Here is a 22,405-nt window from a genome sequence, read left to right as displayed (position 1 = left end):
CCGCAACGGCAACTACTGGCCGACGGTCATGGCCGAGGCTGCGACCTTCGGGCCCAGCTGCTCGGTGTAGTTCTTGGCCTCGACGGCCTGCTTTTCGGTGTTGATATAGTCAACCGTCAGGCCGGCCGACTTCAGCTTTGCCGCCGTTTCGTCGGAGGTGACGAAATAGGTCGGCATGAACAGATCCTTCGGCAGCTTCTCGGAATTGGCAAGGCGCGCGGCAACAGCAACGTTCCAGTAGCCGACGCGATAGGCGCCGGTCATGACGTCCATGACCATCTTGCCGCTGTCGATCAGATCCTTCATTTCCGCATCGCCGTCATAGCCGCCGTAGATCAGGTTGCTGCCCATGGCCGAAGCCACGGAATCGGCTGCCAGGCACAGGCTGTCGGAGATGCAGGCAACGGCCTTCAGTTCAGGATAGGTGGTGAGCCAGGTCTGGGCCGCGTTGGTAGCCTTGGCGGCATCCCAGCCAGTCGGCTCGACGCCGACGATCTTGATCTTCGGGAATTCCGTCTGCATCGTCTCGACGAAGCCCTTTTCGCGGGTGTCGGAAACGAAGTTACCGCGCGAGCCCACGAGCAGGGCAATCTCGCCTTCACCGCCAAGAGATGTGCCAATGGCGCGGGCGACCATGGCCATGTTGTTGTAGTCGGGGTAAAGCGTCGAATAGTTCTCGCCGCCGTCAACCTTGTTGCCCATGGTGATGACGGGGATACCCGCGGCGGTCGCCTTCTGGATCGCCGGGATCACAGCGTTCTTGTCGATCGGGTCGATCAGGATAGCGCTGACGCCCTGATTGACGAAATTCTCGATGATGCCAACCTGCTTTTCCAGGCTGCCTTCGGCGCTCTGCCAGGTGGACTTGACGGCATAATCGGAGGCGGCGACGTCACCGGCTTCCTTCATGCGGACATAAAACGAGTTCTGCAGGTCGATGGCGGCGACGCCGAGGACCTTTTCCTGTGCCATCAAGGGCGTTGCCAGCGCGAGCGCGACCAGTGCGACGGATGCCTTAAGAATGCGATGCATGTTTCAGTTCTCCTCTGCCATCAGCAGTTCATTGGATGGTGGCATTTCGGGCGTTTTCCGCCTCTTGTCGGTCTTGACCGATCGTTTGCGCTGCCGAGACAGCTTTGATCGGTGGTGGAGCGCCGCACGGATGCGGCACGCCAAGTTCATTCAGCCTCGCCGGTCAGGCGCCGAGGCCGTCCACGCCGGCGCCACAAACAAGGCCGGCAATTCTCTCTCCCTTGCGGGCTTTCACCGCACCGGACATCAGGGCTGCAAGCGACGCTGCGCCGCTCAGGTCGGCGGCGATGCCGAATTCGAACCACAGGAGTTCCGCGGCGCGCTGCATGTCATCGTCACCGATCAGGACGATGTCGTCGACATGACGACGGGCGACCTCGTAGATGCTCTCGTCGGTGCGTCCGCAGGCCATGGTCGCCACACGAGTGGTGATCTCCGGCAGGCGAACGACCTTGCCGGCAGCAAAGGACGCATGCAGCGTTGGCGATCCGGCCGGCTCGACGCCGATGATGCGGGCATTGGGATTGACCGACTTGATCACCTGCGACATGCCGGTGATCAGTCCGCCACCGCCGATCGCAACGATATAGAGATCGACATCGGGAACCTGCTCGAGCATTTCGACGGCGACCGTGCCCTGGCCTGAGACGATTGCGTCGTCGGCAAACGGATGCATGTAGAAGGCGCCGCGGTCACTCGCGAATTTCAGAGCGGCTTCATGCGCCTCGTCCCAGACCGATCCCGCATAGTGGACATCGGCGCCGAGTCTCTTGAGCTTCTGCTCCTTGATGGGGCTTGCGTTGGTCGGCAGGAAGATGGTCGCCGGCACGCCCGAATGACGTGCCATGTAGGCGGTCGCAAGGCCGTGATTGCCACCGGAGGCCGCCACCAGACCGTTTGCCAGCTGCTCCGGCGCCAGCGTCTTCACGCGGTTGACGGCGCCGCGGATCTTGAAAGAGCCGCTCACCTGCAGGCATTCGAGCTTGAGGTGGAACTCCTCTGGCAGCTCGGCGCCGGTGCAATGCGCAAGGTTCAACATTGGCGTGCGGCGGACATATGGCCTGACGCGCTCGGCGGCGGCCTTGATTGATTCAACGCTCATTGCCAGTCTCCTTGCCAGCCAGCGCTTCCGGATATTCGTTTGCGAGCACGAAGCAGCAATTGCCAGGGCGCACGCGGCCCGGCTGGCGCTTGGCGAAGACCGTGCCGTCGATGGCATGACGCAGAACCAGCGGCTCTCGCTGCGGTGTGCGCAGGAAGTGGATTCGACCGGCAATCTCGCCCTTCTTGACGACGGCGCCGAGTTCACTGATCGGCTCGAACACGCCGTCCTCGTCGGAGATGATGTAGCCCTCGGCACCCGGGACTTTGAGCACGCGCGCGTTGGCGCCGGCCAGCACCTCTACCTCTCCTTTCAGGATCCCGGCGTGCTTCAGCACGTTGCGGATGCCGCGGCGGCAGATCGCAAGTGCATCTTGGCTGACGAGGCCGCCACCGGCCATTTCGCTGCCGATGACGACGAGCCCCTGGAGATTGGCGGCGGCAGTGGAGGTGCGGGTCTCGCCGAGATTGTCGACCATGACAACGGTCGGCGCGCCAAAGGCAAGCGTCGCATCGATATTGCGGCGGTGACCTTCCGGCGTCGGAGACGGCTCGATGATCGCCGAGGGCAGGATCATCAGCGACGAGCCGCCCGAATGCAGGTCGAGGAAATAGTCAGAGATCGGAAACAGGCAATCATTGACATAGGCCGCGATCTGGGTGGTCAGCGTGCCATTGAAATCGCCCGGGAAGCTGCGGTTGAAGTTCAGCCCGTCGACCGGAGAGGTGCGGGTTCCCGCTTCAACGGCGCGCACGTTGATCGCGGGAATGGCGATGATGCGGCCCGTTATGTCCGCGGGGTCGATCTCACGAAGCAGTTCGCCAAGCGCGATCGGGCCTTCATATTCGTCGCCGTGATTGCCGGCCTCGATCAGGATGGTTGGGCCCGCGCCATTTTTCACCACTGCAAGCGGAACCTGGACCGTACCCCAAGCGTCGTCATGCGGGGACTGCGGGACATTGAAGTAGCCGATCTGCTTGCCGTCGCGGTCGAGATCGATGGAACTGAAGATGCTGTGGCGCCGGGGCGTGACTACCTTTCGGGTCACCTGCTCGCTCTTCACCACTGTCAGATTTGTCATTGCACCCACTCGTCTTTCTTGTCGTTGCGGGCAGTGTGACAGTTTTATATATGGAGTCAAGTTTCTATATGAAACAAATGACAAGCGGCCTGGCATTTTATTATGGTCGGATCGAAACCGAGGATTCGCAGTATGACCAACACTCCAAGCGAGATGGCTAAACCCGCCTATTCCGCACCCGCGCTCACCAAGGGGCTGGAGGTGATGGAACTGCTTGCCGAAGCGCGTAACCCTTTGACGATGAAGGAGATTGCCGACGGGCTTGGCCGTTCGAAGAGCGAGATTTTCCGCATGCTCGTGGCCCTGCAGGAGCGCGGTTATATTGATCGGGATTCGGAAACCGACGCCTATTCGCTGACCGATCGGCTGTTCAAGCTCGGCCTGCACACACCGAGCGCGCAGGACCTGATGACTGCAGCGATGCCCGAATTGTCCAGGATCGCCCATGAAATCAGACAGTCGCCGCATCTCGTTGTGGTCAATCACGGCCTGACGGTGGTGACGGCGGCTGTGCCCGGCGGCGAGGACATGGCGTTTACGCTGCGACTGGGCTACGGACGCCTCGCCTCGGATTCGACCTCCGGCCAGGTCATGCTTGCCTTCCAGACGCCCGACATGGCGACCCGTATTCTCGACGACTGCGATACCCACGCACCGAAGCCGGTCGACCGCAAGGCGCTTGCGGCTCATCTGGAGACGATCCGCGACAAGGGCCACGAATTGCGTCCGAGCCGTGACTTCGTCGGCATCACCGACATCTGCTGCCCGATCTTCGGGGCCGACGGCAACGCCGCCGCGGCGATCATCATCGCCTACGTCAATCGTCACACGCGCGAAAGCCGACATGAGCACACCGTCAACGTCTTGAAGGCGGCCTGCGATCGAATATCCGCCAAGCTGTCCAACCGTGTTCGACCGTCAGGAGACGCGTTACCGGAGTAACGGAGCAGTCGCCGGCGCCATGAATGGCGCGGCCGCGCGGGGTCAGCGCAATGCCATGCCCCCTTGATCGAACTTGTGAATGTGGCCGTCCGCCGGCGACAGCCAGATCGCGTCGCCGACCTTGACGGATGGAGCGCCGGCCATGCGGACGACGAGCGCTCCAACGCCCTCGCAAAGCACATGCACGTGGCTCTCCGCTCCAAGGTTCTCGGTGAGCTCCACCGTTCCCCGCCAGCTGCCTTGGGTATCGGAGATCTTCAGATGCTCCGGGCGAATACCGATGACGGCGCCACCTAGCACCGCTGCCGCCTGTCCTTCGATGCGGTTCATCTTCGGCGCGCCGATGAATTCGGCGACGAACAGGTTGGCAGGGCGCTCATAGAGCTCCTGGGGAGTCCCCACCTGTTCGATCCTGCCGTGATTGAGCACGACGATCCGGTCCGCCATCGTCATCGCCTCGACCTGGTCGTGCGTGACGTAGATCATCGTGGCCCCGAGCTGCTGATGCAGCTTCATGATCTCAAGGCGCATGCTTCCTCGCAAGGCTGCGTCGAGATTGGAAAGAGGTTCGTCGAAAAGGAATGCCGTGGGGTTGCGCACGATGGCGCGGCCGATCGCGACGCGCTGCCGCTGGCCGCCGGAAAGCTGTGCGGGCCGCCGCTCCAGAAAGCGGGTGAGGTCGAGAACAGCCGCGGTCTCTTCGATGCGACGTTCGATCGACGCCTTCGGCTCGCCCGCCATTTCCAGTGGAAAGGCCATGTTCTGCCTGACCGTCATATGTGGATAGAGCGCATAGGACTGAAACACCATGGCAAGGCCGCGATCGCCGCACGGAGTCGCCGTCACGTCGCTGTCCTTGATCGAGATGCGCCCGCCGCTGGTCTGCTCCAGCCCGGCAATCAGCCGCAGCAGGGTCGACTTGCCGCTGCCCGAGGGGCCGACGAAGACGACGAATTCGCCCTTGCCGATCTCTAGGTCGAGCGGCGGGATGACGGTGGTCTTGTCGAACACCTTGCTGACGCCATCGAGTTTGATCTGAGCCATGGTCACTCCAATATGGTCGCTATGCCCGGCTCAGCCCTTGACCGCGCCGGCGGTCATGGATCCGGTGAGTTGTCGATAGATGAGGCAGCCGAGAATGGCGGGCGGCAATGCGCCGAGGATCATCACCGCCGATGCGATCCCCCATTGCACCCCGCCACCACTGGCGGAAAAGAAGAACGACGCGCCGACGGTGATCGGCACGGCCTGCCGCGTCGTCAGCATCAGGCCGAAGAGATATTCGTTCCAGGCGGTGATGAAGCCGAAGATGAAGGCCGTCACCACCGCCGGGCGGATCACCGGCCGCACGATGCGCCGCAGGATGACGAAGGCACCTGCCCTGTCCATCCGCGCCGCCTCGTCGATTTCCCCGGGAATGTCGGAAATCGCGTTGACCATCATCATCAGGCTGAGCGGAAGATTGACGATCGTAAGGATCAAGCCAAGCCCGATGCGGGTATCGAGCAGCCCCACGAATTGGAACATCATGTAGAGCGGGATCGCGAAGACGACGAGCGGGACCGCGCGCAGGTTGGCGACCAGAGGCAACAGATGCCGACGCCCCGCCCCGGTGCGCACCATGGCATAGGCGGCGGGCAATGTCAGAAGGAGCGCCAGGAACGAACCGATGAATGCCGCTGTCGTGCTGTTCAGAAGATAGGCATAGATATTGAACCGGCTCGTGTCGGTGAGCACCTTGGCGTAGTTCGCCAGGGTCGGCGCCTGGACGATCAGGCCCGGGTTCATCGCAATCTCCTTGGCGCCCTTGAACGAGGTGACGAGCGTGACGATGACAGGAAAGTTCATGGCGACCGCCGCGATGGCGAAGACGATCCAGCGCAGAATATTCATGCGGCAAGCCTCCGCTTCTGCAGATGGGATTTCAGCATGGCGCCGCCATAAAGGACGACCAGCGAGGCGAGGAAAAGCAGCGCAGAGGCCGCCACCGCCTGTCCGATCTGCCCACCCTTGAAAAACGACTGGTAAATGTAGATCGACAGCGACATGGTGGATCCACCCGCGCCCGCACCGGTAAGCGCAAATACGTTATCAAACACGCGAAAGCCGTCGATGAACCGGATGCCGAGCGCAATCGCGATCGTCGCCTTCATCATCGGCAGCTCGATCCGCCAGAGGATCTGCCACGGGCGGGCCTTGTCCATGGCCGCCGCCTCGCGGATTTCGGAGGGGATGGAGATGTAGGCGACGTGGAAGAGCAGGAAGGCGAAGGGCGTCCATTGCAACACCTCAACGACAACAAGCGTCCAGAAGGCGTGGCTCGCATCGAGGAAAGCCGGGCTCGTGCCGAACCAGAGTGTCAGATAATAGGGAAGCGGACCGGCGAACTCATGAAGCACGAGGCGGTACATAAGCCCGACCATCGACGGCGCCACCATCATCGGCAGCATCAGCACGGCGGTCGTCCAGCCATGGCGGCTGACGACCGGCGACAGGAAGATTGCCAGGCCAAGCCCGAGCAGACACTCAATCACAGCCGTCAGAGCGCCGAAGCGGAGCGAGAACCAGCAGGCCGACCAGAACTCCGGATCGACCAGCACAGCGCCGAAGTTGCGAAAGCCGACCAGTTCCGGTGCGCGCATCGTCTGGAACGACACGTCCGAGAGCGCGTAGACGATATCGACAAGGGCCGGGAAACTGAGGAACAGAAGCAGGAATGCGACGAGCGGCGCCAGAAGAAGCCTGCCTTCGCGCTGCTGGGGTGTGGTTCGCATCATTCGGCTTTCCATGGAAAGGAGGTGCCCGGGCGCCGCTTGCGCCCGGGCATTGCGCTTACTTCAACAGATCCGTCATGCTCTTGGTGGCAGCGGCGAGCGCGTCGTCCAGCGTCTTCTGGTCGGCCCAGTAGGCGGTGAATTCCTTCGCCTGCGCCTCGTAAACCGAGAGCGCCTTGGCCGAGGTGGCGCCGCGCATGACATAGCCGTACTTTCCCGCGAATTCGCCGAGCTTGACGAGATCTGGGCGCTCCTTGGCGATCTTCTCGACCACGGCAGGTGCGAGCCCCGGAGAACCGCCGGCCTTGGCATAAGCGAGTGCCGCATCTTCCGTTGCCAGCCACTTCAGGAAACGCACCGCGCCTTCCTTGTGCTTGGAGTTCTTATTGAGGCCGAGACCCAGACCGTGGATGTGATCCTTGCGCCCCTCGGGACCGGCCGGCGGGGCCACCGCGGCGGTATCCTCGGCCACAGCAGGCGCCTTTTCAGGGTTCATCAGATCAGCGGCTGCGGCATTCCACTGCAGTGCCGTTGCGACCTGGCCCGACGTCCAGGCGGCATTGGTCTCGGGATATTCGTAGCTCAGCGAATCCTTCGGGGTCGCGCCGGCGTCGTAGAGCTTCTTGTAGAGTTCAAGACCAGCGCGATAGGCAGGCGAATCCACCGTGACCTTCCCGGATTCATCCATCCAGTCGGCGCCATAGGCGCGCGGCAGGGACTGGAACACCATCATGTTGAACAGGAGGTTCTTCATCTGCAGCACGGTGCCGTAGCGGACCGGGCTGTCAGGGTTCACGGCCTTGGTGAAGTAGAGCGCGGTTGCCGCCCAGTCTTCCCAGGTCCATGCATCCGGTTCCTTCGGCTCGAGGCTCTTGCCGAGATATTTCTGGGCGATCTCGGCATACTTGGCCTTGGCGCCCTGATCGGCGAGCAATGCGTCGATGAGATCCTTGCGGTAATACATGAAGTGCAGCGAGAGATCAGTCGGCACGCCATACTGCTTGCCTTCGAACTGCATGGTCTCAAGGATCGGCTTGCCGAAGACCTTCTCCGCATCGGCGCCGAGGTCGACAGGCTCCATAAACGGTGCGTAACGGCCGATCGAATAGGTGGCGATCAGATTGATATCGAAGGCGTCGGAGCCGGCGGCCAGATCGGCCTGCAGCTTGTCGTAAAAGCCGTCGCGGTTAAAGAACAGAAGGTCGACCTTGTCTTCGGCTGCAGTGGCCGGAAGCGCATTGTAGGTCTCCACGGCGGCGCGAAGTGCCGTCTCTTCGGAGCCGCCCGGCCAACCGAGCACTGTCACCTCGGCGGAGGCAATGCTTGGAAGCGAGGCAAGCGAGAGGAAAGCCGCCGTGCCGGCGACAAGAGCGCTGCGAAATTTCATCATGTTCGTTCCCTTCTGGATAACCTTCATTAGTTTTTATGGGTCAGTGCCAAATCGGCGATGCCGACAATCCCTGCCTTTGGCCCCAGGGTCGCGGCCTGCAACCGGGGCACCACCGAAGGGTTGATGGCCGAGATTTCAGCCCTCACCCTGTCGAGGAAACCCGTGGCGAGGCCAACGCCACCGCCGATGACGATCCGTGCAGGATCGATCGCCAATTGGATATCGCAGCACAGATGCGCGAAACGCCGTGCAACGTCGCCGACGATGCCGACCGCCCAGGCTTCGCCCGCATCCGCCGCGAAAAATACCGCCCTTGGTTCGCAGGCATGGCCGAGACGCTCAGCCTCAGCCGCGATCCACGGCCCGCAGAGCCGGCTCTCCAGAGGACGATCGCCGGACACATCCCGCATCTGGCCGAAATGCCCCGATATGCCGCGCATCAGCTGCCCATGGGACACGATACCACCGCCCAGCCCGGTGGATACCGTGATGAAGACGAGGTCGGACTGATCCTGAGCTGCCTTGAATTCGCCCCAGGCTGCGGCCTGCGCATCGTTGGCAGCCACCACTGGCACGCCGAAGATCGCGCTCGCATGGGCCTCGATCGGAAATTCGCCCTCAATGCCGAGCGTAGCCTTGTTCATCGCCCGCCAGTTGCCGTCACGCACGGCGCCGGTGACCGCGAGGCCGACGGCGGCGTATCGCCCCTTCCAGCCAGAGGTCGCTTCGACAACGGCCGCGATCCAGCCTTCCGGCGAGCCATTACGGTCGGTGGCGAGGGAAACCGTGTCCAGAACCTCGCCTTGCTGCACCAGGGATGCCATGATCTTCGTGCCACCAAGATCGACCGCCAGCACCACGGGTGTGGGCGCATAGACCTCGTCCAACGCCTCGCGGAACCATGCCGTGACATGCTCGGTGCGGGTGATCGCCGACCCGACCACGACGCAGGACGCGCCGGCGCGCGCTGCGGCTTGCGCCTGCTCCAGCGTGCGGATGCGTCCCTCAGCGATCACATTCGGCGTCAGTTGTCGCAGCGCTGCGACCAGCTCGATATCGGGATCGACCGGCTCAGGACCGCCGGTATAGCCCGACATGGTGGAGCCGACGAAATCGACCCCGGCCGCCAGCGCGCGGCGGGCGTCGTCGATGCAGCTACAGTCGGCCATCGATAGCTTGCCGGCGGCGCACACAGCCTGCGCAAGCGCTTCGACAGTTGCGGGGCGTGTTCTGTCGGTCGCGTCGAAGGCGATGATATCGGCGCCAGCTTCCGCAAGCGCGTTCACGTCGTCGATGAAGGGGGTGATGCGAACCGGACTGTCGTCGAGGTCGCGCTTGATCAGGCCGATGATCGGCGCATCGGTGGCGGCACGAACAGCAGCGACATAGCGCGCCGATTCAATACGCAGGCCCGAGGCTCCTGCAGACAAGGCCGCCAAGGCGAAGCCGACCACATAAGGGCTGTCGTCCATGGCGCCGCCCGGCACGGGCTGGCACGAGACGATCAGTGCGTTCTTCAGGATTTCTTTCAGGGCCATTACCTCACCTTTCAGCAATGGTGACGCTAAGTGAAATAATACCAGATAGCAACCAGTATTCATAAATTGAACACATACTGGAATGCATTGCGGCTTTAAGAGGGTCTCCATTTCGTGCTAGCATTGCCGCCGAGCGACGCGCAGTGTCCGATTCCGCCAGCATTTTCAACGAGGTTACATATCCTTGAGCGAGACCGTGCCGAACGAAACCGAGAATACGGGAATTCAGGGCGATCCGTTGATCGATCGTCTTGCTGCGGGACTTGGCGCATCGGAAGACCACTCACCAATCTATATGCGCCTGGCATTGGCGCTTGCCGAGGCGATCGATGCGGGGCAGCTAGCCCACGGCCGCAGCCTGCCGAGCGAGCGATTGCTAGCGGAGCGGCTCGACATATCGCGCGTGTCCGTGCGTCGCGCCATCGCGGAACTGGAACGCGACGGTCGGGTCAGTCGCAGGCACGGCGCCCGTACTGTCGTTCAGACGCGTGTCCGCAAGAGCCTGCCGAATTTGACGGGTTTTTCCGCCGATATCCGTGCGCGCGGGATGGAACCGAGCTTTTCGTGGCTGTTTCGCGGCATTGTTGTCGGCACAATGCAGGAGACCATGGCGCTCGGGTTGCCGGCACAGTCGGAGGTTGTCCGGCTGGTTCGCGTTCGCCGCGCCGACGGCATCCCCATCGCGCTGGAGCGGGCGGTCATCCCAACCTCTATTTTGCCGGACGCCATGCTGGTGACCCGATCGCTCTATGAGACCTTGGCATCGCTGAACGCCAGTCCACACCATGGATTCCAGCGCATCCGAGCCGAGGTCATGTCGCCTGCCGAAGCCGAACTGCTGCAGGCTTTGCCTGCCACGCCGATGCTGGTCGCCGACCGACGCTGCTTCCTGGAAGATGGCCGCGCTGTCGAATACACGGAGACGCGGTATAACGGCAAGGTCTACGACTTCATCGCAGACCTCCACCTATAGCAAAGAAACACCAGTTAGATACCGGTTTTCGAAACCGCCTCTACGTCTTGGAATATCGGACACGCTTTCGGCTGCCCAGACAGCAGCCGGCAGAAGCGGTTCGCAGATCAGATCGCCTGAGCCGCACTGCGCGCCGCAAGCGACGGAGGGACATTTCCGGTCGCCCCTTTCTTATCGAGACGCTTTCCAGACTTCGTATCGAACAGATGGAAGTTGTCCTGCGAGAAGCTGAACTTCAACGTCTGGCCGGCATTGATCTTGGTCGTGGGCGCCGTGCGAGCGGTCACTTCCTTGCCCGCGACGTCGAAGATCACCAGCGTGTCCGCACCCGTCGGCTCGACGAGGTCGACGCGCGCGTCAAGCGCAATGCAGGTCTCATCCTGAGCGTCGCCGATCGTGATGTTCTCAGGGCGGATACCCAAGGTCACGGCCTGACCGCTGACTGCGTATCCGTTCGGCAGCGGAATCGACAGTTTTGGCGACACCTTGAGAACCTGCACGCCGCCGTGGGTTTCCACCGTGCCTTCGAGCAGATTCATCGCAGGCGACCCCACGAACCGCGCGACGAACAAATCCGCCGGCGAATTGTAGATGTCGTTCGGCGTGCCGATCTGAACGATCTTGCCGCCGTTCATGACGACGATCTTCGTCGACATCGTCATTGCCTCGACCTGGTCATGCGTGACGTAGACAATGGTCGCGCCGAGCTTCTGGTGGAGACGCTTGATCTCGATGCGCATCTCGGTACGGAGCTGGGCGTCGAGATTGGACAGCGGCTCGTCAAAGAGGAACAGCTTGGGATTGCGCACCAGCGCGCGGCCCATGGCGACGCGTTGGCGCTGACCGCCGGAGAGCTGCCACGGCTTGCGATCCAGCAGATGATCGATGCGCAGCATGGTCGCGACGTTCTGGATTGCCTTCGCGCGCTCTGCTGCCCCCACGCCGCGAATTTTCAGGCCGAACTCGATGTTCTTGCGGACGGTCATCGTCGGATAGAGCGCATAGGACTGGAAGATCATCGCTATGTCGCGGTCGCGTGCCAGCGTGCCGCTGACATCGGTTCCGTCGATCCTGATTTCCCCTGACGTCGGATAATCGAGCCCGGCGATGATGCCGAGCAAGGTCGACTTCCCACAGCCTGATGGTCCGAGAAGCGTGAGGAATTCGCCCTGGCCGGCCTCGACGCTGACACTGTCGAGCGCTAGGAACGCCCCGTAACGGCGGGTGACGTCTACGATTGAAAGAGAACCCATTTACTTCATCCTTTCACGGAGCCGACGGTGAGCCCGCGGACAAAGTACTTGCCCGCAAGTACGTAGATCACGAGTGTCGGAAGCGCGGTAATAATGGTGCCAGCCATGTCGACGTTGTATTCCTTGACGCCGAAGGTGGTGTTGACGAGGTTGTTCAGAGCGACGATCACGGGCTGGCTTGCGCCCGAAGAGAACGTCACGCCAAAGAGGAAGTCGTTCCAGATCGCGGTGAACTGCCAGATGAGGGTTACCGCGATGATCGGCGGCGACAGCGGCAGGATGATGCTGAAGAAAATCGTCCAGTACCCTGCGCCGTCGATCTTGGCCGCCTTGATCAACTCATCCGGGATCGAGGCGTAGTAATTGCGGAAGAACAGCGTGCAGATCGGGATGCCGTAGACAGACTGAACGAGGATCAGGCCCCAGATCGTGTTCAACAAACCAAGTTTTCCGAGAAGCTGAGCGGCCGGGATCAGGATCGCCTGATATGGGATGAACACACCGAACACGATCAGGATAAACAGCAGGTTGCTGCCCGGAAAACGGAGCTTGGACAGCGTAAAGCCATTGATCGCACCGAGCGCGGTGGAGAATATCGCTGCCGGTATCACGATCATGAAGGAATTCAGGTAATAGGCCTTGAGGCCCACACAGCGCGTTCCGATACAAGCTTCGCCCCAGGCCTTCGTCCACGCATAGAGCGACCAGGCGCCCGGCCAGCTGATGATCGACTGCCCCCGGAAGTCCTCTGTCGGCCTGAGAGAAGTAATGAGCATCAGCGCGAGAGGGGCGAGGAAGAACAGCGCCAGCGAAAGCAGGACAGCGTAAAGAACCACCCTGGCGACAGGGTTCGTCCGCTCGACTGTCCTCGGTTGCGAACTCGTCATCGCCTTGGCTTTCTTCTTCAGCGGCCGCATGGTCGGCTGAGCGAAATCATTTGTTGCGGTCACGGCCTGGCGCTCCAATCAAAAGTGCAGGAAGGGCGATGATCAGCGCAGCGAGCAGGATCATCACCGCGGACGCGGAGCCGATGCCGAGCTGGTTGCGGCGGAAGGCCATGTCGTACATGAAGGTCGCAGGGAACTCCGACGAGCTTCCGGGGCCGCGCTGCGTCATCACGATAACGAGGTCGAAAGTCTTGAGCGCCATACCGACGAGGATTGCGCCGGCGGACAGGAAGACCGGCCAGATCGACGGCACGATGATCGAGAGATAGATCCGCCACGGGCGGGCGCCATCGAGACTGGCGGCCTTGATGATCTCGCTATCGACGCCACGCAAAGCCGACAAGAAAAGCACCATCACGAAACCGGCGACCTGCCAGAGACCGGCGATAACAAGCGTGTAGACGACAAAGCGCTCGTCGCTGATCCAGGCGAACTCGAAATTCGGAAAGCCGAGATCGCGGATGAAACGCTCGACGCCGATCGTCGGGTTCATGATCCAGCGCCAAACGACACCGGTCACGACGAAGGACAGCGCGATCGGATAGAGGAAAATGGTACGCCAAAGGCTCTCGGCGCGGATACGCTGGTCGATGAGGATTGCCAGGAATAGTCCCAATGCCAGACCGATCGCTACGTAGAGAACGCTGAACACCATGAAGTTCCCCACGGCCAATCGCCACGGTCCGAAACGCCACAGTTTCCAGTAATTCTCGATCCCGACCCAGGTAAAGTCGGGAACCATTTTCGACGCCGAAAGCGAGACAAGAACAGTCCAGGCGATGAAGCCGTAGACGAAGACGCTCAGCGTGATGAGCGATGGCGACATTGCGATGACGGGTGCGATATGTTCCCGCCACGGCGCCGCCAGTTTTTTTCTGGTCATTGCGACCTCCCTACATGAGACTGGCCGCGACCTTTGGATCGCGGCCATATTTATTATGATCACTGCGCGAGTTCGACGGCGTCGAGCATTGCCTGGACAGCCTCGTCCGACGTCATCGTCTTCGAGCTGAAGTGCTGCGAGGAGACCTGGCGAATGGCAGCGTCGATGGAGGGCGATACGCCCTGGGTCATCGTCCACATGTCGCCCACAAGCGTGCCGGCTTCGTTGTTCGCCTTGATGTCGGCGGCCGAACGCTGGGCGCAGCTATCGTACTTGTCGAGCGGCACGTCGTTGACCGAGGGAACCGAGCCCTTGATCATCGTGTAGGCGATCTCCGCGTCGGGGTTCAGCAGGGTCGATGCCAGAAGTTTCTGTCCGCTCGACGCGTCGTTCTTGCCCTTTTCCTTGACGAAGAAGCCCATCGAATTCGACACCATCACCATGCCGGGACGGTTGGCGACCTCACCCGGAACCGGCGAGCAAAGGATGTCGGTGCCCATCTTCTTGCCGGCCTGCAGGAATTCGCCCTTTGCCCAGTCGCCCATGATCTGGAAGGCTGCGTCACCCTTGGTGACCATCGCCGCAGCGAGGTTCCAGTCGCGACCGGGAGCACCACGGTCGACATAGGTGGACAGGATCCTCATACGGTCAAAGATGTCACGCGTCGTCTTGCTGTCGATCGCGGCAGGGTCACCCTTGGCGAGCTTGCGGAAGTAATCGGCTCCGCCCATGGCCAGCGCGACCGTCTGGAATGTCGTGCCGTCCTGCCATTCCTGGCCGCCGTGTGCGAGAACGATCTTGCCGGACGCCTGGATCTTCTTGGCAGCGTCGTCGAACTCTGCCCAGGTTTCAGGCATCTTGTCCACGCCGGCCGACTTCAGCACCTCGGCATTTCCCCAGAGCCAATCCAGGCGATGGATATCATACGGCACGCAAACATAGTGCCCATCGACCTTGGCGAAATTCTTGAGGAGCTCGGGCAGACGTTCGTCCCATTTGCCCTTGGCGGCAACGTCATCGATATTGGCGATGTAGCCCTGCTCGTACCAGCGAGCAGCTTCCGGGCACTTGGGAAGCGCTGCGCCAGGGGCGTCGCCAGCGAGAACACGAGCGCGAAGCGTCGTGTCGTGCGCGTCGCCACCACCACCGGCGACCGGCGAGTCGATCCACTTACCGCCGGACTTTTCGAACGCGTCCTTGAACTTGTAGAACGAAGCGGCTTCGCTGCCAGACGTATTGAAGTGCAGGACTTCAACACTGTTGTCGTCGGCTGCCATCACCGTGTTGCCGTAAAGCATCGGCAAGGTCAGCGCTGCGGCGACCGCCGCAATATATCTCATTCGCATTTACATCCTCCCGGGTGGCCGCGCTCGACGGCCGGTTAGTGATCGATGCGCCCCTAAATCTCAGGGCATTGGTGCTCCCGCCCATAAATTTGGGCGCAAGAGATCGTTCCCTGAACCGCGGCGCGGCAGAGTTGGACACGGCTTCGCCATCGGCGATTGCTACGTCGCCTTCGGCATGAAGCGCTTTATGAGAAACACGCCCGCAGGAACGCGCCTGCTTTGATGCTCGGCCCTACGACCGGCATCGTCACGTGTCAGATGTCGATTGGGCTCTGGTGTCGAGGGCGCGCCGCCTCCGAATGGGCCATCAACCCCGGCAAGCCGGTGGGGTTCCCCACGACGCAACTGTAATCCAGAAAGCGAACGAACCAACTGCCCGCGGCAGCCGACAGACCTCGGGCGCCACGCATTGCTGCGCCCACCTCGTTCTGCTTTTTCGTCTTGGTATTTTCCATCCAACAACCTCCCGATGTCGCGGACTTCGACCTAGCAAACGAACTCGAGTGAAACCGCAGATGCGAAGCTGCCCCGCACGATGCGGGCCATCTACAAGGCTCACCCTCTCCCCTTCCCGACTGATATCGGCGCTGCTCGTTCTCAGACGATTTAACCCCGACATCACTCGAAAACTGCCTGTATTTGTCGTTTTTAACGCTAAACAAAAAATATATGGCTGTCAATCTTGGTTGGAGGCTCATTGTTGTTTTCAGGTACTTTAATATCGGAAGATTGGATATGCTCGCAGACAGGCCAACCGCGCTCCAGCCATCGGGTGTCTGGAGCGGGCAACGTCTTGCCAATGGATCAGACGAAGAATTGCCCACCGTCCGCGACGATCGACTGCCCGGTCACATAGCCGGAATCGCCGGAAGCGAGGAACGACACGACCTTTGCAATGTCCTCAGGCTGTGCGAACCGCCCCATGGGTATCTTGGCACCGACCTTCGCCATCTCGCTTCCGGCAGGCGTTCCCTCGCTCGTCGTAACGACCGCATCGATCGAGGCATACATATCGGTCTGCGTTGCTCCGGGGCTGTATAGATTTGCCGTGATGCCGTATTTGGCGAGTTCGAGCGCGACGGTCTGATTGAACCCGCGCACCGCGAACTTCGAAGCGACATAGGCGCATTGCCACTCGCCGCCCCTATGCGCGCTGACGGAGCCCGCCGCGATCAGCCGGCCACCGCGCCCCTGCTTGATCATTTGCTCCGAGGCCGCCTTGTAGCAATTGAAGACCCCGCGCACGTTGACGGCCATCGACCGGTCGACGTCGTCAGCCGTCGTGTCGACGAAATGCGCGGTGATCGCGATGCCGGCATTGGCGACCATCACGTCGATGCCGCCAAAGTCGGCAACATGTCCGGCGACCATCCGGCTGACATCCTCCGCCTTGGTCACATCCACGGTCGATGTGCGGGCCTTGCCGCCAGCGCTCTCGATTTCCGCGCGTACGGCATTGAGCTTTTCCTGGTTGGACGGCAGGTCCGCCAAGGTGACCGATAGCCCGTCTTTCGCCAGACGCATCGCTATACTGCGGCCGATCCCCTGTGCCGACCCTGTTACAACCGCCGTGCGTGTTACCGCCGAGTTGCTCTCATTCATGATAAACTCCCGATAAAAATGAAATCCCGGACTTCGATCGCCCTGACGTTTTCCACGTCAGACCATGTAAATGCCGCCATCGACCACGACCGATTGTCCGGTGACGTAGGCTGCGTTTTCGGACGCGAGGAACGACACGACCTTGGCAACATCCTGCGGTGTTCCGGTGCGGCCGAGCGGAATGTTCGGCAGCATCTTGTCCCACTGGCTCCCCCGCGGTTTGCCTTCCTTGGTGGTGACGATCTCGTCGATCGAGTCCCACATCGGCGTCTTGATGACGCCAGGGCTGTAGATGTTGGCGCTGATGCCGTGCTTGGCCAGTTCGAGAGCGACGGTCTGGTTGAAGCCGCGAACGGCGAATTTCGACGCCACATAAGCGCATTGCCACTCGCCGCCCTTATGGGCACTGACGGAGCCCGCGGCGATCAATCGGCCGCCCCGCCCCTGCTTGATCATCCTGGTGGCGGCAGCCTTGTAGCAATTGAAGACGCCGCGGACGTTGATGGCCATAGTGCGATCGATGATCTCGACGGTGGTGTCTTCAAACAATGCCGTGACCGCAATCCCGGCGTTTGCGACCATCACGTCGATCCCGCCAAAGGCGGCGACGTGCTCTTCAACCAGCCGGTCGACATCGGTGGCCGAACTGACGTCGGCGGCGGCGATACGGCATTTGCCGCCTGCTGCGGTGATTTCAGCCGCAGCTTTTTCGAGTGCCGTCTGGTTACCCGGGAGATCGGCAAGGGTGACGGCAAGGCCATCCTGCGCGAGACGCTCCGCGATACCGCGGCCGATGCCCTGAGCGGCCCCGGTGACGATCGCCGTGCGATTTTCTGTGGTCATAGTAATTCCTCCTTTATACGGCGACTTTGGTCTTTAGGCCGGCTTCCATGCGTTTCAGGTTGGAGATCGCCGTTTCGGCGTATTGATCGAAAACCTTGGGATCGGTGCTGAAGGCATTGCGCCCGTAGCGGTCCAACGCCTGTACATCGCACTCCATCGCAACAGCGCCGCGATAGCCAATGCTGAAAAGCGTTTCCAGGAAACGTCCGAGGTCCAGATGGCCCATGCCGGGCGCCGTCCGGTTGTTGTCGGCGAGGTGGACATGCTTGAGGTGTCCGGCAACCGAGCGGAGCGCCGCATGAACATCGGTTTCCTCGATGTTCATGTGGAAGCTGTCGGCCATCAGCGCGACATTCGCAGACCCGGCATCCTTGACGAGGCGATGAGCAGTCTCCAGACGGTTCGCCAAATAGGTCTCGGCCCGATTGACGCATTCAATGACGGCGGTCACGCCGAGCCCCTGCCCGATGCGACCGATCTCTTCGAGACTTTTGACGACATTGGCCCACTCCCGTTCCAGGGAGGTGTCGGGGCTCAGCTTTCCGATACGCGTCGGCACGATAATCGCAACCGGCGCGCCGATGTGCGAGGCAAACTGCAGGCAGGACCGAACATACGATACGGCGGCCGATCTCACGGCTTCGTCCGAACTGGAAAGATCCCGGTCCCTGCCGACGAAGCGGCCGTTTACCGATGTGCAGGTCAGCCCGTGATGGCTGAGGCGACTTTTGACCTCGGAGGGCAACATCGACATGACGGGGAGTTCCACCCCGTCATATCCGTATCGGCTCAAACGCTCGAGGCTGTCTTCCAACGTCTCATCGGTAAACAGAGCCTGTGACCAGCTATATCGAAACATGAGGTTCTCCAATTTATAATCAGTCGATGGTGAGCCCGGCCTTGGTGCGAGCCCTGAAGTCGTTGAGGATATTGGCCGTTTCCGACGCACCGAAGCGACGCGCGCCATTCCGGTAGTAGAGAAGGATCGCATCGAGGTTGAAGCAGCCGCCGGAAGCCTTGATGATCGTCTCGGGCTTGAGGACCGCCCGCATCTCGCGGACATCCTCGGCGATCGATGCCTGCATGTCGGCGCGCTGGCCCGTCGAGGTCTTCACGAAATCTGCGCCGGCGGCCTCGACGATGCGGGCAGCCGCGATCCGCTCTTCGCGCGTCAGGTAGAAGCATTCGATGATGCCTTTGACCGTGACCCTATAGGGCTTGGCCAGGTTCACGATCGCCCTAATATCATCCTCGACATAGCCGATATCGCCGGACAGAAACGCCGAGATATTGATGACCATGTCGAGCTCATCGACGCCGTCATCCAGCGCCTGCTGTGCCTGCAGCACTTTCGTCGCGGTGTAGTCGTTGCCATGCGGGAAGCCGACATAGGTCTGAAGGGCGATGCCCTTGCCGTCGAGCCGCTTCTTAGCGGCCTTTACGCGGAACGGCTGGGTCGTGAACCTGCCCGCGCGGTATTCGATCGCGGTTTCGATACCGGCGATCATGTCCGCTTCGGTATGGTTGGGATCGATGATCGAGTGGTCGATCATGGATGCGAGGGCGTCGACTGTAAGCATGGTTTTCCTCCTTTTGACTTGATGTCGCATTGCTGTTCACCACCGGGTCCTGAGATGCCTCCTCACTCGGACCCTGCAGGACAAACCTGTTGATCGACCGGGTAGCGCGGCGATCGGTTTCGCTCTCGCCGTCCACTCGCGGCGATCACGAATAGGACCAGCCCCATCGACAGTGCGGCGGCAAAGAGCGCGCCCGCTCCGCCCGCGAAACCGGCTACAGACGCGAGCACGCCGACAAGCGGCGGCATCAGGCCTGCACCGAAGCTGCCCGATCCGAACGCGACACCCGTCGCTGCCCCAGTATTTCGCGGGTAGGCGTTTCGCAGGATCGAGAGAGCCGATGGCAAGACCGGCCCGAGACCAGGTCCGAGAAAGGTGACGGCTGCGATCGCGACCATCGCGCTTCCGGTGACGGTCGCCGTCAGGAGAAGCGAGCACCCGATTGCAGAGAGGGTGACGACGAAAACCAGGATAGCGAAGGCCGAATACTTCCGGCTGGCCCATGCCGCGACAAAGCGCGATGCTGTCAGCAAAAACCAGAACCACGACAGGACCATCGAGGCTGCCGTGAGAGAGAGAGCAGCGGACTGGTTGAGGAGCGTTGGCAGCCAGACGCCCAGGCTGGCTTCAATGGAGGACTCCAGCAGCAACATCGCCGAAATCAGCCAGATGAGCCGGGTCTTCAGTATCGGCGAATGCCCCGCCGAATGGACCACCTCGGCGATCGCTTCCGAGTCCGCCGTTGGTATCGAGAGGTTCGGCCGCCAGATCAATAGCAGCGCCAGCGCGCTCGCCATGGCCAGCGGGACCACCCATAATCCGGGAATTCCCGAACCCGCGGTGACCATCGCGACGCTCATCACCGCCGGCGCAATGATTGCTCCGACACCGAACATCGCATTGACCAGATTGAGGGGACCTGCCCCCTTCGAGGCCTCAGCCGCCAGCACATTGCCCAGGAGCAACAGCGCACCATCGCCAATCCCCTTGCATGTGGCGGCGATCAACAGCCAGGTCAGGGACGTCGAGAGTGCGATCCCGCTGATCCCGCAGAGGAAGAAGACCATGCCGACGAGCATGATCGGCCGGTGGCCGGTGTGCTTCAAGACCAGCGCGGTGATTGTCTGCGATGACAGTGATGTCAGAGACACCACCGTCATCAGACTGCTCGCGGCAACCGTGCTTGAGCCCGTCTGGCGCGCCAGATCCTGCAGCACGGGTCCAATCCCGCCCTGGAACAGCCCGACTGCCAGGAACACGACGCAGACCACCAGCAATAGTCGGTTGGTCTCCGACAAGGTATTCATAGGACGATCCTCAGGGACGGAACGGGTTCAGTGTCAGGCGGCGCGATAGGCCGCCCGGCGGCCCTTGGCCTCATTGATCTTCATTTCCACGAAAGTCTTGGAGGTCCGCGCAAAATTGTCGCCGTCGCTCCAGTTCTCCCGCCAGACGGCGCAGATCGCTTTCAGCCAATCGCCGCAGCCGGCGTTCGCGAAGGCCTCAATCCCAATATTCCTGGAATAGCCGATATCCAGGAGCGCATCGAAGATCGGAGCATATTGGATGGTGCCGGAACCGAGATTGCCGCGATTGCTTTCACCGATATGGAAATAGCCAATGCGGTCGCCCGCGAGACGGATCGCCTGCGCCGGGTCCTCTTCCTCCATGTTCATATGAAAGGTGTCGAGGTGCAGGTAGATGTTGTCCGAGCCGCTGTCACGGATGTAGGCAAGACCTTGCTGCACCGTATTGATCAGGTTCGTCTCGTATCGGTTGACGAGTTCCATGCACAGCGCCACATTTGCGGCTTTGGCCTTCTCGGAAACTTTCCGGAGAACGCCAACGCTCGTATCCCAACCTCGGCGGGTCGGCATCGTCTTGAACTTCTGATGCGCGGAGAACATCGGGCCGCTCATCTGCCGGCTGCCCAGATCACGGGCAACGCTGACGGCCTCGTGGAGGAACGCCTCGCCACGACGGACGACTTCGGGGTCTTCGCTTGTCAGGTCATATTCGGGCGCCAAGCCCGCCGAGGCGAGAACGCCGAGACCGAGTTGTTCGGCCCGCTTTGCGATGCGGTCTACATTGATCTTGTTACGATCGACGCCGGGGAATTCGATCAGGCTGTATCCGGTCGCAACGGCCTTTTCCATTACCAGTTCAAGGCTGTTCTGGTCCTGGGCGTCGCTCCACACGAAGGAATGGATTGCGAGTTTCATCGTATGAGTTCCATTGTTCCGCCAGCGTCCGAGCTGGCTCGTTCGCGAATAGGTGGCTGCCCCACGCCGTTCAACGAGCGGCGATAGGGCCTCCTCTTCGGTCGGCTGACGCAGAAATCAGTCGGTGCGCACCGCGCCGCCTTCGACGCGCAACAGCGCGCCACGCGTCGCGTTGGACGCCGGGCAGCAGAGGTAGACGATCATGTTGGCGACCTCGTCCGCCTCGGCGAAACGACCCAACAGCGATGTCGGCTCATTGACCTCGAAGTGGCGTTTCTCGAACGCCTCGAGAGACATGCCCTTGGCCTCGCGATAGACCCATTCGCTGATCGTGCCGCCGGGAGCGACGCAGTTGACGGTGACGTTGGTGCGATGGAACTCTTCGGCAATGCTGCGGGACAGGCGGATGACGGCTGCCTTGCAAACCCCGTAGTCGATCAGAACGGGCGTGCTGACGAGGCCGGATTCGCTGGTCATAAAGATGATCCGACCGAAGTCTTTCTTTTTCAGAAGCGGCGCATAATGGCGCGTCAGTCGAACGCCGCTCATGACGTTGAAATCCCACTGGAACTGCCAGTCCTCGTCGGTCAGCTTTTCAAACGGCACAAGGTTGCTGGTGCCGCCGGCCATATTGATCAGGATATCGACGTCCTTGACGGTATCGATGACCTTCTGGCAGCCCTCCGCGGTCGCAACATCGGCCTGGACCGTCATGACCTGGGCGCCAGGAACGCGCTCGCGCACCTCATCAGCAGCCTTCGCCAGGCGATCCGCGTTTCTCCCGTTGATCCAAACCTTTGCACCACGCGCCGTCAGGCCCTGGGCGGTGGCAAGGCCAATCCCTGTCACCGATGCGGTGATCAGCGCAGTCTTGCCTGTCAAATCGAGGTCCATCAT

Annotated in this window: 22 protein-coding genes; 2 read left to right on the top strand and 20 right to left on the bottom strand. The window is 61.3% G+C overall.

Features of this window, described 5'->3' with window-relative positions:
- Positions 1-12: 12 nt before the first annotated feature.
- From ACIQUB_RS26755 to ACIQUB_RS26745, 3 genes are all read right to left on the bottom strand, one after another.
- The gene (locus tag ACIQUB_RS26755) at positions 13-1,032 is read right to left on the bottom strand and encodes a sugar ABC transporter substrate-binding protein (RefSeq protein ID WP_402933857.1); all 1,020 of its coding nucleotides are present in this window, start codon (positions 1,030-1,032) and stop codon (positions 13-15) included.
- A 163-nt stretch (positions 1,033-1,195) separates the two neighbouring features.
- Positions 1,196-2,134, bottom strand: a complete 939-nt coding sequence (locus ACIQUB_RS26750) for a threonine/serine dehydratase (protein ID WP_402933854.1) — start codon at positions 2,132-2,134, stop codon at positions 1,196-1,198.
- A complete protein-coding gene (locus tag ACIQUB_RS26745) occupies positions 2,124-3,215 on the bottom strand; it encodes a succinylglutamate desuccinylase/aspartoacylase family protein (protein WP_402933850.1) in 1,092 nt (363 codons plus the stop codon). The genes ACIQUB_RS26750 and ACIQUB_RS26745 overlap by 11 nt, the downstream gene beginning before the upstream one ends.
- 132 nt (positions 3,216-3,347) lie before the next feature.
- Between ACIQUB_RS26745 and ACIQUB_RS26740 the strand changes: the two genes are divergently transcribed.
- Positions 3,348-4,157, top strand: a complete 810-nt coding sequence (locus tag ACIQUB_RS26740) for an IclR family transcriptional regulator (protein WP_402933846.1) — start codon at positions 3,348-3,350, stop codon at positions 4,155-4,157.
- A 42-nt stretch (positions 4,158-4,199) separates the two neighbouring features.
- Here ACIQUB_RS26740 and ACIQUB_RS26735 read toward each other — a convergent pair whose 3' ends face one another.
- The 5 genes from ACIQUB_RS26735 to ACIQUB_RS26715 are packed head-to-tail and all read right to left on the bottom strand — an operon-like array spanning position 4,200 to position 9,859.
- Positions 4,200-5,201, bottom strand: a complete 1,002-nt coding sequence (locus ACIQUB_RS26735) for an ABC transporter ATP-binding protein (protein WP_402933843.1) — start codon at positions 5,199-5,201, stop codon at positions 4,200-4,202.
- Positions 5,202-5,231: 30 nt separating this feature from the next.
- A complete protein-coding gene (locus ACIQUB_RS26730; protein WP_402933840.1) occupies positions 5,232-6,050 on the bottom strand; it encodes a carbohydrate ABC transporter permease in 819 nt (272 codons plus the stop codon).
- Positions 6,047-6,931 (bottom strand): carbohydrate ABC transporter permease, encoded by an 885-nt coding sequence (locus ACIQUB_RS26725; RefSeq protein WP_402933837.1) that lies wholly within the window; start codon positions 6,929-6,931, stop codon positions 6,047-6,049. The genes ACIQUB_RS26730 and ACIQUB_RS26725 overlap by 4 nt, the downstream gene beginning before the upstream one ends.
- Positions 6,932-6,989: 58 nt before the next feature.
- The gene (locus tag ACIQUB_RS26720) at positions 6,990-8,318 is read right to left on the bottom strand and encodes an extracellular solute-binding protein (RefSeq protein WP_402934182.1); all 1,329 of its coding nucleotides are present in this window, start codon (positions 8,316-8,318) and stop codon (positions 6,990-6,992) included.
- 29 nt (positions 8,319-8,347) lie between these two features.
- Positions 8,348-9,859, bottom strand: coding sequence for a putative N-acetylmannosamine-6-phosphate 2-epimerase (locus tag ACIQUB_RS26715; protein WP_402933834.1), 1,512 nt, complete (start codon positions 9,857-9,859; stop codon positions 8,348-8,350).
- A 184-nt stretch (positions 9,860-10,043) separates the two neighbouring features.
- On the opposite strand from ACIQUB_RS26715, the gene ACIQUB_RS26710 reads away from it, so the two are divergent.
- Complete coding sequence (locus tag ACIQUB_RS26710) at positions 10,044-10,832, top strand: GntR family transcriptional regulator (RefSeq protein ID WP_402933831.1); 789 nt, start codon at positions 10,044-10,046, stop codon at positions 10,830-10,832.
- Positions 10,833-10,939: 107 nt separating this feature from the next.
- On the opposite strand, the gene ACIQUB_RS26705 is transcribed toward ACIQUB_RS26710, so the two are convergent.
- The 12 genes from ACIQUB_RS26705 to ACIQUB_RS26650 form a co-directional block, all read right to left on the bottom strand.
- A complete protein-coding gene (locus ACIQUB_RS26705; RefSeq protein WP_402933828.1) occupies positions 10,940-12,085 on the bottom strand; it encodes an ABC transporter ATP-binding protein in 1,146 nt (381 codons plus the stop codon).
- Between the two features lie 5 nt (positions 12,086-12,090).
- Complete coding sequence (locus ACIQUB_RS26700; protein WP_402934178.1) at positions 12,091-12,972, bottom strand: carbohydrate ABC transporter permease; 882 nt, start codon at positions 12,970-12,972, stop codon at positions 12,091-12,093.
- A gap of 46 nt (positions 12,973-13,018) precedes the next feature.
- On the bottom strand, positions 13,019-13,915 hold the full coding sequence (locus ACIQUB_RS26695) for a carbohydrate ABC transporter permease (RefSeq protein WP_402933825.1): 897 nt from the start codon (positions 13,913-13,915) through the stop codon (positions 13,019-13,021).
- 59 nt (positions 13,916-13,974) lie between these two features.
- The gene (locus ACIQUB_RS26690; protein WP_402933822.1) at positions 13,975-15,261 is read right to left on the bottom strand and encodes an ABC transporter substrate-binding protein; all 1,287 of its coding nucleotides are present in this window, start codon (positions 15,259-15,261) and stop codon (positions 13,975-13,977) included.
- A gap of 254 nt (positions 15,262-15,515) precedes the next feature.
- Positions 15,516-15,716, bottom strand: a complete 201-nt coding sequence (locus ACIQUB_RS26685) for a hypothetical protein (RefSeq protein ID WP_402933819.1) — start codon at positions 15,714-15,716, stop codon at positions 15,516-15,518.
- 349 nt (positions 15,717-16,065) lie between these two features.
- Positions 16,066-16,863, bottom strand: coding sequence for an SDR family oxidoreductase (locus tag ACIQUB_RS26680; RefSeq protein ID WP_402933816.1), 798 nt, complete (start codon positions 16,861-16,863; stop codon positions 16,066-16,068).
- Between the two features lie 57 nt (positions 16,864-16,920).
- The gene (locus ACIQUB_RS26675) at positions 16,921-17,706 is read right to left on the bottom strand and encodes an SDR family oxidoreductase (protein WP_402933813.1); all 786 of its coding nucleotides are present in this window, start codon (positions 17,704-17,706) and stop codon (positions 16,921-16,923) included.
- A 13-nt stretch (positions 17,707-17,719) separates the two neighbouring features.
- Positions 17,720-18,565, bottom strand: coding sequence for a TIM barrel protein (locus ACIQUB_RS26670; RefSeq protein WP_402933810.1), 846 nt, complete (start codon positions 18,563-18,565; stop codon positions 17,720-17,722).
- A gap of 19 nt (positions 18,566-18,584) precedes the next feature.
- Entirely contained in the window at positions 18,585-19,286 is a 702-nt protein-coding gene (gene deoC / locus ACIQUB_RS26665; protein ID WP_402933807.1) for a deoxyribose-phosphate aldolase, read from the bottom strand.
- Between the two features lie 62 nt (positions 19,287-19,348).
- The gene (locus tag ACIQUB_RS26660) at positions 19,349-20,593 is read right to left on the bottom strand and encodes an MFS transporter (RefSeq protein ID WP_402933804.1); all 1,245 of its coding nucleotides are present in this window, start codon (positions 20,591-20,593) and stop codon (positions 19,349-19,351) included.
- Positions 20,594-20,626: 33 nt separating this feature from the next.
- A complete protein-coding gene (locus ACIQUB_RS26655; RefSeq protein ID WP_402933801.1) occupies positions 20,627-21,508 on the bottom strand; it encodes a sugar phosphate isomerase/epimerase family protein in 882 nt (293 codons plus the stop codon).
- A 117-nt stretch (positions 21,509-21,625) separates the two neighbouring features.
- Positions 21,626-22,405, bottom strand: coding sequence for an SDR family NAD(P)-dependent oxidoreductase (locus ACIQUB_RS26650; protein ID WP_402934175.1), 780 nt, complete (start codon positions 22,403-22,405; stop codon positions 21,626-21,628).

The organism is Rhizobium sp. NPDC090275 (assembly GCF_044772225.1).
In the GTDB taxonomy this organism is placed as follows: domain Bacteria; phylum Pseudomonadota; class Alphaproteobacteria; order Rhizobiales; family Rhizobiaceae; genus Rhizobium.
This window is presented reverse-complemented; position numbering and strand designations above follow the sequence as displayed.

Coding starts and splice junctions, on each gene's coding strand:
- ACIQUB_RS26745 (WP_402933850.1), bottom strand. CDS start 3,215: ATGACAAATCTGACAGTGGTGAAGAGCGAGCAGGTGACCCGAAAGGTA.
- ACIQUB_RS26740 (WP_402933846.1), top strand. CDS start 3,348: ATGACCAACACTCCAAGCGAGATGGCTAAACCCGCCTATTCCGCACCC.
- ACIQUB_RS26670 (WP_402933810.1), bottom strand. CDS start 18,565: ATGTTTCGATATAGCTGGTCACAGGCTCTGTTTACCGATGAGACGTTG.
- ACIQUB_RS26650 (WP_402934175.1), bottom strand. CDS start 22,405: ATGATGGACCTCGATTTGACAGGCAAGACTGCGCTGATCACCGCATCG.
- ACIQUB_RS26750 (WP_402933854.1), bottom strand. CDS start 2,134: ATGAGCGTTGAATCAATCAAGGCCGCCGCCGAGCGCGTCAGGCCATAT.
- ACIQUB_RS26680 (WP_402933816.1), bottom strand. CDS start 16,863: ATGAATGAGAGCAACTCGGCGGTAACACGCACGGCGGTTGTAACAGGG.
- deoC (WP_402933807.1), bottom strand. CDS start 19,286: ATGCTTACAGTCGACGCCCTCGCATCCATGATCGACCACTCGATCATC.
- ACIQUB_RS26690 (WP_402933822.1), bottom strand. CDS start 15,261: ATGCGAATGAGATATATTGCGGCGGTCGCCGCAGCGCTGACCTTGCCG.
- ACIQUB_RS26695 (WP_402933825.1), bottom strand. CDS start 13,915: ATGACCAGAAAAAAACTGGCGGCGCCGTGGCGGGAACATATCGCACCC.
- ACIQUB_RS26725 (WP_402933837.1), bottom strand. CDS start 6,931: ATGCGAACCACACCCCAGCAGCGCGAAGGCAGGCTTCTTCTGGCGCCG.
- ACIQUB_RS26730 (WP_402933840.1), bottom strand. CDS start 6,050: ATGAATATTCTGCGCTGGATCGTCTTCGCCATCGCGGCGGTCGCCATG.
- ACIQUB_RS26700 (WP_402934178.1), bottom strand. CDS start 12,972: ATGACGAGTTCGCAACCGAGGACAGTCGAGCGGACGAACCCTGTCGCC.
- ACIQUB_RS26755 (WP_402933857.1), bottom strand. CDS start 1,032: ATGCATCGCATTCTTAAGGCATCCGTCGCACTGGTCGCGCTCGCGCTG.
- ACIQUB_RS26705 (WP_402933828.1), bottom strand. CDS start 12,085: ATGGGTTCTCTTTCAATCGTAGACGTCACCCGCCGTTACGGGGCGTTC.
- ACIQUB_RS26735 (WP_402933843.1), bottom strand. CDS start 5,201: ATGGCTCAGATCAAACTCGATGGCGTCAGCAAGGTGTTCGACAAGACC.
- ACIQUB_RS26660 (WP_402933804.1), bottom strand. CDS start 20,593: ATGAATACCTTGTCGGAGACCAACCGACTATTGCTGGTGGTCTGCGTC.
- ACIQUB_RS26655 (WP_402933801.1), bottom strand. CDS start 21,508: ATGAAACTCGCAATCCATTCCTTCGTGTGGAGCGACGCCCAGGACCAG.
- ACIQUB_RS26715 (WP_402933834.1), bottom strand. CDS start 9,859: ATGGCCCTGAAAGAAATCCTGAAGAACGCACTGATCGTCTCGTGCCAG.
- ACIQUB_RS26685 (WP_402933819.1), bottom strand. CDS start 15,716: ATGGAAAATACCAAGACGAAAAAGCAGAACGAGGTGGGCGCAGCAATG.
- ACIQUB_RS26720 (WP_402934182.1), bottom strand. CDS start 8,318: ATGAAATTTCGCAGCGCTCTTGTCGCCGGCACGGCGGCTTTCCTCTCG.
- ACIQUB_RS26675 (WP_402933813.1), bottom strand. CDS start 17,706: ATGACCACAGAAAATCGCACGGCGATCGTCACCGGGGCCGCTCAGGGC.